A 15,238-nucleotide genomic window follows, 5' to 3' on the forward strand; every position below is an offset into this window, starting at 1 on the left:
AGTATTGGAAGCGCATTATATGTTCATTCCAGCTAACAGTGAAATCAGATGTGTACGAAATCACATTTTTTGCCTTTGGGAAGAGTGTAGACCTTAAGCGGAGGACGGGATCTTCTTTCAGATTTATGGCATAATGCGCGATTTGTCATATCTCTTTTCAGGATACGCCTGTGTTAGTTTCCAGTAACGTCACCATGCAGTTCGGCAGTAAGCCGTTGTTTGAAAACATTTCCGTCAAATTTGGCGGCGGCAACCGTTACGGCCTGATTGGCGCGAACGGTAGTGGTAAATCCACCTTTATGAAGATTCTCGGCGGCGACTTAGAGCCGACGCTGGGTAACGTTTCCCTCGATCCCAACGAGCGCATTGGTAAACTGCGTCAGGATCAATTTGCCTTTGAAGAGTTCACCGTGCTGGATACGGTGATCATGGGGCATAAAGAGTTGTGGGAAGTGAAGCAGGAGCGCGACCGCATCTATGCTTTGCCGGAAATGAGCGAAGAAGATGGCTATAAAGTTGCCGATCTGGAAGTGAAATACGGCGAAATGGACGGTTACTCTGCGGAAGCTCGCGCTGGTGAACTGTTGCTTGGCGTGGGAATTCCAGTGGAACAACACTACGGCCCGATGAGTGAAGTTGCTCCCGGCTGGAAGCTGCGTGTGCTGCTGGCGCAGGCGCTGTTTGCTGATCCGGACATTCTTCTGCTCGACGAACCAACCAACAACCTCGACATCGATACCATTCGCTGGCTGGAGCAGGTGCTGAACGAGCGTGACAGTACCATGATTATCATCTCGCACGACCGTCACTTCCTGAACATGGTTTGTACCCACATGGCGGATCTGGATTACGGCGAACTGCGCGTTTATCCGGGCAACTACGATGAGTACATGACGGCGGCGACGCAGGCACGCGAACGTCTGCTGGCTGATAACGCCAAGAAGAAAGCGCAGATTGCCGAGCTGCAATCTTTCGTTAGCCGCTTTAGCGCCAACGCCTCTAAATCTCGTCAGGCAACTTCGCGCGCGCGTCAGATTGATAAAATCAAACTGGAAGAGGTGAAAGCCTCCAGCCGTCAGAACCCGTTCATCCGTTTTGAGCAGGATAAGAAACTGTTCCGTAACGCGCTGGAAGTGGAAGGGCTGACCAAAGGGTTTGATAACGGTCCGCTGTTTAAAAATCTCAACCTGCTGCTGGAAGTGGGTGAAAAGCTGGCGGTACTCGGCACCAACGGCGTCGGTAAATCGACCTTGCTGAAAACGCTGGTGGGTGATCTGGAACCGGATAGTGGCACCGTAAAATGGTCAGAGAACGCGCGCATTGGTTACTACGCGCAGGATCACGAATATGAGTTCGATAATGACCTGACCGTGTTTGAATGGATGAGCCAGTGGAAGCAGGAAGGCGATGACGAGCAGGCGGTGCGCAGCATTCTCGGTCGCTTATTGTTCAGTCAGGATGACATCAAAAAGCCTGCCAAAGTGCTTTCCGGTGGTGAAAAAGGCCGTATGTTGTTTGGTAAGTTAATGATGCAGAAACCGAACATTCTGATCATGGACGAACCGACCAACCACCTGGATATGGAATCCATCGAGTCACTGAACATGGCGCTGGAACTGTATCAGGGCACGCTGATCTTTGTTTCACACGACCGTGAGTTCGTAAGCTCCCTGGCGACCCGCATTCTGGAAATCACCCCGGAACGCGTGATCGACTTTAGCGGTAATTACGAAGATTACCTGCGTAGTAAAGGGATCGAGTAAGTTATTGTCAGTAGCCCTGGAAATGTCAGGGCTACTGATGACAAATGCAAGATTGTTATCAGGCCTACGTAGACCCTGCAATATATTGAATCTGAAGGGCTTTGTAGGCCGGATAAGGCGTTAACGCCGCATCCGGCATGAAGAAAGCGCACTTTGTCAGCAATCTGAGCAACATCGAACCGACTTCCTTAACCTCACATCAATTCACTTCCACTAATCCATCACCTCTCAAACATCCATGCCCAGCGCGCGTTTACCGTGAACGTTCAGATCCTCCAGCGTAAAACGACCTTGCCAGTTTGTTTCATAATCTTCACGCGGGAAATCCCCCGGCGAGATGCCTTTTTCCAGTGCCTCTTTGACCTTGTGCGCATAAGCCCGGTTCTTCTCGCACATCGGCGCGGCAGGAATATACATCACGTTCCCCCAGCCCTGTTGATTGTCTACCGGTGCGACACAGTGGATCACATCGCAGTGCCACCAGACAGAATCCCCCGCTGTTATTGCCGGAATTGACGTTAGTGCTTTCATCAATAAGGGGTGCCATTTTTCAGAAACAGGCAGAACTTTACCAGGCGCGACTCCGCACAGCTCGTCGTCCGGCACGTCATCCAACAGCGGGCGTAATAAAACATACGCCATCGCTTCCGGGAGCGGCACCACATGCAACAACCCCTGGCCTGGTAACATATCGGAAAGTGCCGTCCAGCCCTGGAACGTGCGGAACACTGAACATTTGGTGGTGTTATCGACGGTGTATTCTTCTACATCGGTACGGTGTGCTGCATCCCACGGATCGTAATCATCAAAATTACCGTTGAAAACATGGGCAAAAACGCGCTGATAAGCGGGTAATAACCAGCGTTCCAGTGCGCCAGAATCAGTGTGTGCGCCCAGACCTTTGGACGTCGTGCCCGGTGGGCGACGGCGGATCCTGTCTGGATAGATTACGCTGACATCGGGATCAAACCATTGTTTGCCGTTGCTTTCAGACTTCCACAGGCGGTTAAGGAAAGATTGCACCGCAGCCATATTGTCGCTCTGCCGCGCCTGCATCTGTGCCTGTGACCAGTAAATGGGATAGATTTCGGGGCGAGACGCCTCCAGCGAGCCGAAAAAGCTGTCACCGGGACCTTTATAAACATCATCAAAGTGATTGGCATCAAGGTAGTTGAGCATTGCGCGATCCCACGCCAGCGCCTGCTCGCGGGGGAAATGGCCTTTTATTACCGCGCAGCCGCGACGTTTTATCTCATTGCGCGTGGCTTCACTCACTGTACCTGCTGCAATGTCGCTATAAGGAACTTCCGGCCAAACCGGCAGTCCTTGCGCTTTCAGTGCGTCTATTTCTGCTACACGCGCTTCGATTTTTGCAGAGAGTTTATCGAAGACCTGTTGTACATCGCCGATCTGTTGCCGCAGCTCCGCTTTCATCTCACGGATAGCCGTTTTCGCATCTGTTGGCAGCGTCTCATGGGTAAAAGTCATATCAACCTCACAACTTTCGTTCGAAAGTAAAAATGATTACGATTGATACTTTAAGTTAAAAATAAGTTAACGCAAGATGAAAATCTTGAGTTAGTGCACAAAGTGAGCAAAAAAGAGAGATGCCGGAGCGGTCACTCCGGCCGGGAGAAGATTACTTATTGAAAGGAGTGATGCTATCCAGCACCGCCTGAATCACATTCAGCGCGCCTTCATGATTATTATCATCGGTAGCGTAACGGGCGATTTGTTTAATGTTTTCCGCAGCATTGCCCATTGCAAAGGAATAATGCGCCATTTTAAGCATCTCTGCGTCGTTACCGCTGTCGCCAATCGCTACCACATTTTGCGGCGACAGATCCCAGCGTTTTAACAACCGCGAAATACCATTTGCTTTATGCAGGCCGGGAATAATCAGGTCGATAAAACCCGCGCCACTGGTGACAGGTTTCATAATGCCATCGAGCGCAACGTGCAGTTTGTCGACAACCAGCGGGATTTGTTCATCCGGCAGGTTGAGCGAAAACTTAAAAAGCACGTCATCAATCTCCTGGTAATCCTTCACAGGTTTCAGTCGATGGTAGTGTTTTTCCATCAGTGCGACGAATGCTTCCGGCGCATTTTCACTGATGTATGCGCTTTGCAGACCACAGGCGACAAAATTGAGTTGTTTATCTTTCAGCAGTTCACCAATGACAATTCTGGATTCATGCCGGGTCAGTTCACCGTGGAACAACTGCTTGCCATGTTCGTAGACCAGCGCGCCATTTTCCGCGACAAAAGAGATTTCATCTTTTAGCTCAGGAAAGAAGGAAATAAGCTGGTAATACTGGTTACCACTGGCGACAACGAACTCAATGTCGCGCTTTTTCAGTTCCTGATACTGCGCCATAAAACGTGACTGGTTGTACATTTTGGCGTCGTTAAGAAAAGTACCGTCCATATCGCAAACGATAACTTTTACAGTCATAAAAGTGCTCCCGGCAATGAATGCAAACGCCACAGTGTAATAACAATGTGATGCGGAGCACAAACTAATTTCGAATGAAAGCGAGAGTAAAATTGATTTCGTGAATGTTTTAGCCCGGCGGCGACGCCGGGCTGAGGGGATTACAGCATGTGTTCAGTACGGGCGATGATATCGTCCTGTGCGTCAGGAGAGAGCGCGGTGAAGAAGGCGGAATAGCCCGCGACACGCACGACCAGATCGCGGTACTGATCAGGATGTTTTTTCGCTTCCAGCAATGTTTCTCGGGAAACAATGTTGTACTGAATATGCCAGCCTTTATGCACTTCGAAGAAGGTACGCAGCAGGATCATCAGTTTCTGCTTGTCAGATTCGTTCTCCAGCGTCGCCGGGTTCAGTTTCTGGTTGAGCAACACACCGCCGAGAATCGACGCCGTAGGCAGTTTACCCACCGAGCCAATGACCGCAGTAGGGCCGAGATGGTCAGTACCGGAGGCCGGGCTTGCGCCTTCTGCCAGCGGGGTATGCGCTTTACGTCCGTCCGGCGTTGCCATCGTCTGCGCGCCAAACGGTACGTTGGCGGAAATAGATGATGTACCTGCGTAATAGTTGCCGCCAACCGGACCACGACCGTAGCGCGGGTTGTGGTACTGCTTCAGTTCGTCGATATAGGTCTGATAGGCGCGAGCCAGCAGCGTATCGACGCTATCATCATCGTTGCCATACTTCGGCGCGCCGTTAATCAGACGCTGACGCAGTTGCTCGTGAGTCAGACCTTCGAAGTCTTCCGCCAGTGCGGCAGCCAGTTGTTGCTGACCAATCGCGCCCTGTTCAAATACCAGTTTTTTCACTGCCGCCAGGCTGTTGCCGAGGTTGGCAATACCAACCTGCAAGCCGGAAACCCAGTCATATTTCGCGCCGCCTTGCTTGATACTTTTCGCTCGCTCAATGCAGTCATCCACCAGCGCCGAGCAGAGAATATCGTGCACGTTCTCTTCCAGCATGGTGTCGACGACATATTCGATTTCGATTGATTTGCGGGTGTAGTAACGGATTTGCGTATCCCACGCGTCCATTACTTCATCGAAGTTGTTGAAGTTACCCGCTGACAACGCTTTTTCTTGTGGCAGGAACACTTTGCCGCTGGTGGCATCACGACCGCCTTCCAGCGCCGCCAGCATCACGCGGGCGAAGTTGATAAAGCTCATGCCGGTGCAGCGATAGCCCCATTTACCGCCGACGGCGGTTTCGATACAACCAATCGCTGCGTAATCGTAAGCGTCCTGCGGTTCAATACCGAGTTTGATAAATTCCGGGATCACGATTTCGTCGTTGTTAAACGCGGGCATCCCGAAGCCGCAGCGGATCACCTGTACACAGGCATCGAGGAAATCGTTACTCATTCCTGCATGGTAGCGCACGCTGAGGTTAGGCTGAGTGGAGCGCAGACGACCGCAGGATTCAAGGATCGCGTAAGAGAGCGGATTCACTGCGTCCATCGGTTGACCATCAACCAGATTTTGCCCGCCAATGGTGACGTTCTGATACAGCGGGCTACCCGCAGAGGCTTTCGAGTGCGAGCCGGAGCGGATCTTGTTTACTTCCAGCAGTTTCAGCCAGCAGCTATGCAGCATCTCGATGGCATGTTCGCGATCCAGCGTCTGGTTGAGTTCAACGTCGCGGCGATAGTACGGATAGAGATACTGGTCCATACGACCAAACGAAACCGAGTGACCGTTAGATTCAATCTGCAAAATCAACTGGATGAAGTAGCACAGTTGCAGCGCCTGCCAGAAAGTTTGCGGCGGCTGGTGGGCGATAAGATCGCAGTTTTCTGCTATCGCCAGCAGTTCATCACGACGGCTTTCGCGAGTTTCGGTGGCTGCCATTTCACGCGCCAGAGCAGCGAAACGTTCAATATGTTCACTGACTGCCACCAGCACGATATCAATGGCTTTCAGGAACTGCTCGCCGTGCAGATCTTCCAGTACCGTCAGGTTGATACGCGAGCGACGCTCCGCCACTTTCTCGCGCAGACCATCAAGCCCTTTTTCCAGCAGCAGCGGGAAATTCACCGCCAGGTGCGCATCGCCGGAGGTCATATTGCCTTCTGCTTTAATGATACCGGTCGCCAGCAGGCCTTTTTGCTCATCGGTAAACATGCCGTAGCAGCGATCCTGTACCGTCTGACCGCGCCACCACGGGCACACTTCATGCAGAACGCGTTTGTTCTCTTCGCTCACCGCAAAACCAGCACCCGGACGATCCGCCAGATCATCAATCTCTTTTTCGATCCAGGAGACGGTATATTCCGGGAAGATCGGCGCGGCACGAACTTCGCTTGCCTGGTTGCCGATGATCAACTCATCGTGTTTGATCCAGATGGTGCGATTCGCCAGGTGATGTGCCAGTGCCAGTGCGCGACGCACCGGGATCGGCTTATCGAGATGTTGTTGATACATCTCGGTATAGTGCTGTGCGCGCTCGGTACAAACCGGCGGTTTCACAATATGCACCAGCGCATTTTTGTGCGCTTTAATGCGGTCGCTGAGCGTGTCCAGTTTCAGTGTTGTCATGGTTGTTATCCTCGTAAAGTCGCGGTTAACCCTTTCTGGCAGGCATACTGCTGGGCAAAGTCGAGCAGTTCTGGCGCATCAAGCGGTTTTTCCGGGGCGTCATAGGGCAGATTAAGTAAGTGATATTTGTTGATGCCCAGCGTGTGGTAGGGCAGGAAATGAATTTCGCCAACGTGCAGCTCGTCGGCGGCAAAATCGGTAATGGCTTTCACAGAGGTTTCATCGGCATTAAAGCCCTGAATCAGCGGCACGCGAATGATGATTTTTTTGCCCGCTGCGGCGAGTTTTTTCAGGTTATCCAGCACTCTGGCGGCGTTACCGTCGGTCCACTGTTTAAACGGCGCGTCGGCGACGTGTTTTAAATCGGCAAGAAACAGATCGATATAGGGCAGAGAAGGGGCGATATATTTCCACGGCACATGCAGGCAGGTTTCTACCGCAGTATGAATGCCGGCCTCGTGGCTGGCTTGCAGTAGCGCCATCGCCATTTCCGGCTGCATAAACGGTTCACCGCCAGAAAGCGTTAATCCGCCGCCGCTGCGATCGTAAAACGGTTTATCGCGCAGAACGGTCGCCATGATCTCCTCAACGCTTTTCACTTCGCCGCACACGGTTAACGCCTGTGTCGGGCAGCAGTCGGTTAACGCCGTCAGATGTTCAGGGGTTAACTTTTCCCGATGGATAAGCAGGCCATTCAGCGTGCGCTCAATCACTTCCGGGGCGGCTTTAGCACACAGCTCGCAGCCCTCCAGGCACAGACGCGCGTCATACAGCAGATCCTGCGTGCGGGCGCGGCTTTCTGGGTTCTGACACCAGCGGCAACCCAGCGAGCAACCTTTCAGAAAAACCACTGTGCGAATGCCGGGACCGTCGTGGGTCGAGTAGCGTTGAATATTGAAGATCATAGATGCCTCTCTGTTTCGTTCAAACATTAAATTACTTTCGAATGAAAGTTATGTTGATGTGCGTCAACTGTTCAGAGAGTTTTCTCGTGGTAGTCTGGTTTCAGACAAAAGTACATTTTGAGGATGGTTATGGAACTGTATCTGGATACTTCAGACGTTGCTGCAGTGAAGGCGCTGGCACGCGTTTTTCCGCTGGCGGGTGTGACCACTAACCCGAGCATTATCGCTGCGGGTAAAAAACCGCTGGACGTTGTGCTTCCGGAACTTCACGAAGCGATGGGCAGTCAGGGGCGTTTGTTTGCCCAGGTAATGTCTACCACTGCTGAAGGCATGGTGAACGATGCGCGCAAACTGCGTTCTATCATTGCGGATATCGTGGTGAAAGTACCGGTGACCGCCGAGGGGCTGGCAGCTATCAAAATGTTAAAAGCGGAAGGGATCCCGACGCTGGGCACGGCGGTGTATGGCGCAGCACAAGGGCTGTTGTCGGCGCTGGCGGGCGCGGAATATGTTGCGCCTTACGTCAACCGTATTGATGCTCAGGGGGGGAGCGGTATTCAAACCGTGACCGATTTGCATCAGTTACTGAAAATGCATGCGCCACAGGCGAAAGTGTTAGCCGCGAGTTTCAAAACCCCGCGTCAGGCGCTGGATTGTTTACTGGCAGGATGTGAATCAATCACCCTGCCGCTGGATGTGGCGCAGCAGATGATTAGCTATCCGGCGGTTGATGCTGCCGTGGCGAAGTTTGAGCAGGACTGGCAGGGCGCGTTTGGCAGAACGTCGATTTAACAGGATGTTCTGCATCCTCATAAATTGCTTATGACGTGGCGGAGTGCACCGACGCCTGCCGCGTCTTATCAGGTCTGGAAATCTGCGCCCGAACCGTAGGTCGGATAAGGCGTTTACGCCGCATCCGACACCCGGAGCACAATGCGACGCCTGCCGCGTCTTATCAGGCCTGTAGGCGACAATTACTGCCCGCAAACCTCACATCCCGCATTGCGCATCAGTTTCATTTCGCGGAACTGACAGGTCATCGCATCGTACATCACGATTTTTCCGCTGGCAGGTTTGCCATAACCTGCCAGCAGTTTGATCGCTTCCATTGCCTGCAACGAACCAATTACGCCAATCAACGGCGCCATCACACCTGCTTCCACGCAGGTTAGCGCGTTCTCGCCAAACAAACGGCTAAGGCAGCGGTAGCAAGGCTCGCCGTCCTGATAAGTAAAGACCGTGATTTGACCTTCCATACGAATTGCTGCTCCGGAAACCAGCGGCACCTTTGCGGCAAAACAGCCAGCGTTCAGTTGATTACGTACCGCTACGTTATCCGTACAGTCGAGCACCAGATCGTGTTTAGCAATCAAAGCAGCAAGCTCAGCGTCATCAAGCAACGCATTCACCGGCGTAATCGAGATATGGGGATTGATCCGTGCCAGGGCGTCATGAGCAGATTCAACCTTCGGTTGCCCGACCGTAGCGTCACTGTGTAGCGTCTGGCGTTGCAGATTCGAGAGCGAGACAGTGTCGAAGTCGAGCAGCGTCAGGTTACCGACACCGGCGCTTGCCAGATACTGCGAGGCTGCGCAGCCGAGTCCACCAAGGCCGACGACCAGCACGCGAGAATCTTTTAACGCTTCCTGACCGTCAAAATCAAAACCACGCAGGATGATTTGCCGGTTGTAGCGCAGCATCTCCTGATCGCTGAGTTCCGCCATTACAGGCCTCCGAATAACGCGTTAAATGGCTCGACTTCCACCCATTCGCCCACTTCCACATTGCCGCGATCGCGTTCCAGCACGATAAAACAGTTGCCGAGGCTAAAGGAGCTAAATATATGTGAGCCCTGATGCCCGGTAGTGGTGACTTCCAGTTCGCCGTTGGCATTGCGTTGCAGCACACCACGCTGGAAATCAAGACGACCAGGCGTTTTCTTGAGGCGAGAAGCCGTGCGTACGCGCTGACACGCGGGCAGGCCGCTGGCGGTGTTGCCGCTTAATTTTGCCAGTAACGGTTGTACCAGTTGGTAGAAGGTTAGCGTTGCTGAAACTGGATTACCCGGCAGGCCGCAGAACCAGCTATTGCCGAGTTTACCGAACGCGAACGGTTTACCCGGTTTAATCGCCAGCTTCCAGAAGGCAATTTCACCCAGCTCTTCGAGAATGGTTTTGGTGTAATCTGCTTCACCAACCGAAACACCGCCAGAACTGATCACTACATCCGCCTGACTGTCGGCTTCAATAAATGCTGTGCGCAAGGCGTGGGGATCGTCGCGGATAATCCCTAAGTTGATCACCTCGCAACCCAGTTGTTCTAACATCAGGTGTACGGCGAGACGGTTGGTATCGTAGATTTGATCGTCGCCCAGTGGCTGACCTGGCAACTGGAGTTCATCACCGGTGGAAAACAGCGCCACACGCACTTTGCGAATCACCGGAACTTCGGCAATTCCCAGCGAAGCAATCACCGGCAGCTCTGCGGTAGTCAGGCGAGTACCCGCCGGGAAAACAACCGCACCCGCAGAGATATCTTCACCGCGACGACGAATATTTTGCCCGCTACGCACTTCAGCGGTAAAACGCACTCCTGCGTCTGTTTGTTCGGTCTGTTCCTGCATCACCACCGCTTCGCAGCCTTCCGGCACCGGAGCACCGGTCATAATGCGAATACAGTTGCCCGCAGGCCATTCACCATGATACGGCTGACCGGCAAACGATTTGCCAGCAACAGAAAGCGGTTGCCCGGAGGCGATATCGGCTAAGCGAACCGCGTAGCCGTCCATTGCCGAGTTATCAAATCCAGGGACATCGAGCGGCGAAACCACATCGCTCGCCAGAATACGACCAAAACACTGAACCAGTGGCAGCGTTTCCTGGGCAGTCAAAGGGGTAACGCGAGAAAGCATCTCATTAAGCGCGGTGTCGAGCGACATCAAACCGGTGGTAAATTCCATGAAAACACTCCTGCGGGGCAAAATCGAATCCGCCTATTATGTCAGAAAAACGCCACGGACTGTATGCCACCTCGGTCGTAGAGCGGGCTCCTGCCTTTACATGCCATATACATCTTTCTATATTCAAAAATTGAATGAATAATTCATAAAAATTCTGATATTTATAGCAAAGTGGCGAGCCACCCTTAATGGACGAATACTATGGGCAAAGCAGTCATTGCAATTCACGGCGGCGCAGGCGCAATTAGCCGCGCACAGATGAGTCTGCAACAGGAATTACGCTACATTGAGGCACTGTCAGCCATTGTCGAAACCGGACAGAAAATGCTCGAAGCGGGCGCAAGTGCGCTGGATGCAGTGACGGAAGCTGTGCGCTTGCTGGAAGAGTGTCCACTGTTTAACGCCGGAACTGGCGCTGTCTTTACGCGTGATGAAACCCATGAGCTCGACGCCTGCGTGATGGATGGCAACACCCTGAAAGCCGGTGCTGTGGCGGGCGTCAGTCATCTGCGTAATCCGGTTCTTGCCGCCCGTCTGGTGATGGAACAAAGCCCGCATGTGATGATGATAGGTGAGGGCGCAGAAAATTTTGCTTTTGCTCATGGCATGGAGCGCGTCTCGCCGGAGATTTTCTCCACGCCTTTGCGTTATGAACAATTGCTGGCAGCGCGTGAGGAAGGGGAAACGCTCCTTGACCATAGTGGCGCACCGCTGGATGAAAAACAGAAAATGGGCACTGTGGGAGCCGTGGCGTTGGATCTCCATGGCAATCTGGCGGCTGCCACGTCCACGGGGGGAATGACCAATAAATTACCTGGTCGGGTCGGCGACAGCCCGCTGGTTGGCGCCGGATGTTACGCCAATAACGCCAACGTGGCAGTTTCTTGTACCGGCACAGGCGAAGTTTTCATTCGCGCGCTGGCGGCGTATGACATTGCCGCGTTGATGGATTACGGCGGATTAAGCCTCGCACAAGCCTGCGAGCGGGTCGTTATGGAAAAACTCCCTGCGCTTGGCGGCAGTGGCGGTCTAATCGCTATCGATCACGAAGGTAACGTCGCGCTACCTTTTAACACCGAGGGAATGTATCGCGCCTGGGGCTACGCAGGCGATACGCCAACCACCGGTATCTATCGTGAAAAAGGGGACACCGTTGCCACACAGTGATGAGCTTGATGCCGGTGATGTGCTGGCGGTTGATAATCTCAATATTGCCTTTATGCAGGACCAGCAGAAAGTAGCTGCGGTTCGCGGTCTCTCTTTTAGCCTGCGACGTGGCGAGACGCTGGCGATTGTTGGAGAGTCCGGTTCCGGCAAGTCAGTTACAGCACTGGCGCTGATGCGTCTGCTTGAACAGGCGGGCGGCCTGGTGCAGTGCGACAAAATGGTATTGCGGCGCCGCAGTCGTGAGGTGATTGAGCTTAGTGAGCAGAGTTCCCGGCAAATGCAGCATATACGCGGTGCGGATATGGCGATGATTTTCCAGGAGCCAATGACGTCGCTAAATCCGGTATTTACCGTGGGCGAGCAGATTGCCGAGTCTATCCGTCTGCATCAGAACGCCAGTCGTGAAGAAGCAATGGCGGAGGCGAAACGGATGCTGGATCAGGTTCGCATCCCGGAAGCGCAAACCATTCTTTCGCGTTATCCGCATCAACTCTCCGGTGGGATGCGCCAGCGGGTGATGATTGCCATGGCGCTGTCATGTCGCCCGGCGGTGCTGATAGCCGATGAGCCGACGACCGCACTGGACGTCACCATTCAGGCGCAGATCCTGCAATTAATCAAAGTGTTGCAAAAAGAGATGTCGATGGGCGTCATCTTTATCACTCACGACATGGGCGTGGTGGCGGAGATTGCCGATCGGGTACTGGTGATGTATCAGGGCGAGGCGGTGGAAACGGGCAGCGTCGAACAGATTTTTCATGCGCCACAGCATCCTTATACCCGTGCGCTATTGGCTGCTGTTCCGCAGCTTGGCGCGATGAGAGGGCAAGATTATCCCCGACGTTTCCCGTTGATATCGCTTGAACATCCGACTAAACAGGAACGCCCTGTCGAGCAGAAAACGGTGGTTGATGGCGAACCTGTTTTACAGGTGCGTAATCTGGTCACCCGTTTCCCTTTGCGTAGTGGGTTGTTGAATCGCGTAACGCGGGAAGTGCACGCCGTTGAAAAGGTTAGTTTTGATCTCTGGCCGGGCGAAACGTTGTCGCTGGTGGGGGAGTCTGGCAGTGGTAAATCCACCACCGGACGGGCGCTGTTGCGCCTGGTTGAAAGCCAGGGCGGCGAAATTATCTTCAACGGTCAGCGAATCGATACTCTGTCACCCGGCAAACTTCAGGCATTGCGCCGCGATATTCAGTTCATTTTTCAGGATCCTTACGCCTCACTGGATCCACGCCAGACGATCGGTGATTCGATCATAGAACCACTGCGTGTTCATGGGTTATTGCAGGGTAAAGACGCTGCTGCACGCGTTGCGTGGCTACTGGAACGCGTTGGTCTGTTACCCGAACATGCGTGGCGCTACCCGCATGAGTTTTCCGGCGGTCAGCGTCAGCGTATCTGTATTGCCCGTGCGCTTGCGTTGAATCCCAAAGTCATTATTGCCGATGAAGCCGTGTCGGCGCTGGATGTTTCTATTCGCGGGCAGATTATCAACTTGTTGCTCGATCTCCAGCGTGATTTCGGTATTGCATATCTGTTTATCTCCCACGATATGGCGGTCGTGGAGCGGATCAGCCATCGTGTAGCGGTGATGTATCTCGGGCAAATTGTCGAAATAGGCCCCCGACGCGCGATCTTTGAAAATCCGCAGCACCCTTATACGCGTAAATTACTGGCGGCAGTTCCGGTTGCTGAACCATCCCGACTGCGGCCACAGCGCGTACTGCTATCGGACGATCTTCCCAGCAATATTTATCAGCGTGGCGAAGAGGTTGCAGCCGTCTCGTTGCAATGCGTCGGGCCGGGGCATTACGTCGCACAACCACAATCAGAATACGCATTCATGCGTAGATAACATTCAGGCGGAGAATCAAATGGCAAGAGCTGTACACCGTAGAGGGTTAGTGGCGCTGGGTATTGTCACAGCGTTGATGGCATCTTGTGCATTCGCTGCCAAAGATGTGGTTGTGGCGGTGGGATCGAACTTCACCACCCTCGACCCGTATGACGCGAATGACACGTTGTCACAGGCCGTGGCGAAATCGTTTTACCAGGGACTGTTCGGTCTGGATAAAGAGATGAAGCTGAAAAACGTGCTGGCGGAGAGTTATACCGTCTCCGGCGACGGCCTCACTTATACCGTGAAATTGCGTGAAGGGATTAAGTTCCAGGATGGCACCGACTTCAATGCGGCGGCGGTAAAAGCGAATCTGGACAGAGCCAGTGACCCTGCGAATCATCTTAAACGCTATAACCTGTATAAGAATATTGCCAAAACTGAAGCGGTCGACCCGACAACGGTGAAGATTACGCTTAAACAGCCGTTCTCCGCGTTTATTAATATTCTCGCCCATCCGGCAACAGCGATGATTTCTCCGGCGGCGCTGGAAAAATATGGCACGGAGATCGGCTTTCATCCGGTCGGCACCGGGCCGTATGAACTGGATACCTGGAATCAGACCGATTTTGTGAAGGTCAAAAAATTCACTGGTTACTGGCAGTCGGGACTGCCCAAACTGGACAGCATTACCTGGCGTCCGGTGGCGGATAACAACACCCGTGCGGCAATGCTGCAAACCGGTGAAGCGCAGTTTGCTTTCCCCATTCCTTACGAGCAGGCCGCACTGCTGGAGAAAAACAAAAATATCGAGCTGATGGCCAGTCCGTCGATTATGCAGCGTTATATCAGTATGAATGTGACGCAAAAGCCATTCGATAACCCGAAGGTACGTGAGGCGCTGAATTATGCCATCAACCGTCCGGCGCTGGTGAAAGTCGCGTTTGCGGGATATGCAACGCCCGCCACTGGCGTGGTGCCGCCGAGTATCGCCTACGCGCAAAGTTACCAACCGTGGCCTTACGATCCGGCAAAAGCGCGCGCATTACTCAAAGAGGCGGGATATCCCAACGGTTTCAGTACCACGCTGTGGTCGTCGCATAACCACAGCACCGCGCAGAAAGTGCTGCAATTTACCCAGCAGCAGTTAGCGCAGGTAGGGATTAAAGCCCTGGTGACGGCGATGGATGCCGGACAGCGGGCGGCAGAAGTAGAAGGTAAAGGGCAAAAAGAGAGTGGCGTGCGACTGTTCTATACCGGCTGGTCGGCTTCGACCGGCGAAGCTGACTGGGCGTTATCGCCGCTGTTTGCGTCACAGAACTGGCCACCGACGCTGTTTAATACTGCGTTTTACAGCAATAAACAGGTAGATGACTACCTGGCTCAGGCACTGAAAACTAACGATCCGGCGGAAAAGACCCGCTTGTATAAGGCGGCGCAGGATATCATCTGGCAAGAGTCGCCGTGGGTTCCGCTGGTGGTCGAAAAACTGGTGTCGGCACACAGTAAAAATCTGACCGGTTTTTGGATCATGCCAGACACCGGCTTCAGCTTTGAAGATGCGGACTTGCAATAA

The 15,238-nt window shown here is 53.3% G+C and carries 11 protein-coding genes; 5 read left to right on the plus strand and 6 right to left on the minus strand.

Going from position 1 to position 15,238, the window contains the following annotated elements; genetic code table 11:
• Positions 1 to 170: 170 nt before the first annotated feature.
• Positions 171 to 1,763, plus strand: coding sequence for an ABC-F family ATPase (locus WC5_RS08220; RefSeq protein ID WP_000961452.1), 1,593 nt, complete (start codon positions 171 to 173; stop codon positions 1,761 to 1,763).
• A gap of 228 nt (positions 1,764 to 1,991) precedes the next feature.
• Here WC5_RS08220 and WC5_RS08215 read toward each other — a convergent pair whose 3' ends face one another.
• The 4 genes from WC5_RS08215 to WC5_RS08200 all read right to left on the minus strand — a co-directional run bounded on the left by WC5_RS08215 (position 1,992) and on the right by WC5_RS08200 (position 7,696).
• A complete protein-coding gene (locus WC5_RS08215; protein WP_016231640.1) occupies positions 1,992 to 3,251 on the minus strand; it encodes a DUF1479 domain-containing protein in 1,260 nt (419 codons plus the stop codon).
• 151 nt (positions 3,252 to 3,402) lie between these two features.
• Positions 3,403 to 4,218 (minus strand): sugar-phosphatase YbiV, encoded by an 816-nt coding sequence (gene ybiV, locus WC5_RS08210; RefSeq protein ID WP_000216897.1) that lies wholly within the window; start codon positions 4,216 to 4,218, stop codon positions 3,403 to 3,405.
• Positions 4,219 to 4,358: 140 nt separating this feature from the next.
• Positions 4,359 to 6,791 (minus strand): glycyl radical protein, encoded by a 2,433-nt coding sequence (locus tag WC5_RS08205; RefSeq protein ID WP_000209334.1) that lies wholly within the window; start codon positions 6,789 to 6,791, stop codon positions 4,359 to 4,361.
• A 5-nt stretch (positions 6,792 to 6,796) separates the two neighbouring features.
• Positions 6,797 to 7,696: a glycyl-radical enzyme activating protein gene (locus tag WC5_RS08200; RefSeq protein ID WP_010351157.1), complete on the minus strand. Its 900-nt coding sequence runs from the start codon at positions 7,694 to 7,696 to the stop codon at positions 6,797 to 6,799.
• Between the two features lie 129 nt (positions 7,697 to 7,825).
• On the opposite strand from WC5_RS08200, the gene fsa reads away from it, so the two are divergent.
• On the plus strand, positions 7,826 to 8,488 hold the full coding sequence (gene fsa / locus WC5_RS08195; protein WP_000424885.1) for a fructose-6-phosphate aldolase: 663 nt from the start codon (positions 7,826 to 7,828) through the stop codon (positions 8,486 to 8,488).
• A 182-nt stretch (positions 8,489 to 8,670) separates the two neighbouring features.
• Here the strand turns inward: fsa and moeB are convergent, their stop codons facing one another.
• Both moeB and moeA read right to left on the minus strand, forming a co-directional pair.
• Positions 8,671 to 9,420, minus strand: a complete 750-nt coding sequence (gene moeB, locus WC5_RS08190; RefSeq protein ID WP_000829240.1) for a molybdopterin-synthase adenylyltransferase MoeB — start codon at positions 9,418 to 9,420, stop codon at positions 8,671 to 8,673.
• Entirely contained in the window at positions 9,420 to 10,655 is a 1,236-nt protein-coding gene (gene moeA / locus WC5_RS08185; protein WP_000397375.1) for a molybdopterin molybdotransferase MoeA, read from the minus strand. Before moeA ends, moeB begins: the two co-directional genes overlap by 1 nt.
• Positions 10,656 to 10,856: 201 nt before the next feature.
• Here moeA and iaaA point away from each other — a divergent pair, with 201 nt between their 5' ends.
• The 3 genes from iaaA to gsiB are packed head-to-tail and all read left to right on the plus strand — an operon-like array spanning position 10,857 to position 15,238.
• A complete protein-coding gene (gene iaaA, locus WC5_RS08180; protein ID WP_000513750.1) occupies positions 10,857 to 11,822 on the plus strand; it encodes a beta-aspartyl-peptidase in 966 nt (321 codons plus the stop codon).
• Positions 11,809 to 13,680 carry a glutathione ABC transporter ATP-binding protein GsiA gene (gsiA, locus tag WC5_RS08175; RefSeq protein ID WP_010351158.1) on the plus strand — a complete coding sequence of 624 codons (1,872 nt, stop codon included), beginning with the start codon at positions 11,809 to 11,811 and terminating at the stop codon, positions 13,678 to 13,680. The genes iaaA and gsiA overlap by 14 nt, the downstream gene beginning before the upstream one ends.
• A 19-nt stretch (positions 13,681 to 13,699) precedes the next feature.
• The gene (gene gsiB / locus WC5_RS08170) at positions 13,700 to 15,238 is read left to right on the plus strand and encodes a glutathione ABC transporter substrate-binding protein GsiB (RefSeq protein ID WP_000090117.1); all 1,539 of its coding nucleotides are present in this window, start codon (positions 13,700 to 13,702) and stop codon (positions 15,236 to 15,238) included.

The organism is Escherichia sp. KTE114 (assembly GCF_000407765.1).
GTDB lineage: Bacteria > Pseudomonadota > Gammaproteobacteria > Enterobacterales > Enterobacteriaceae > Escherichia > Escherichia ruysiae.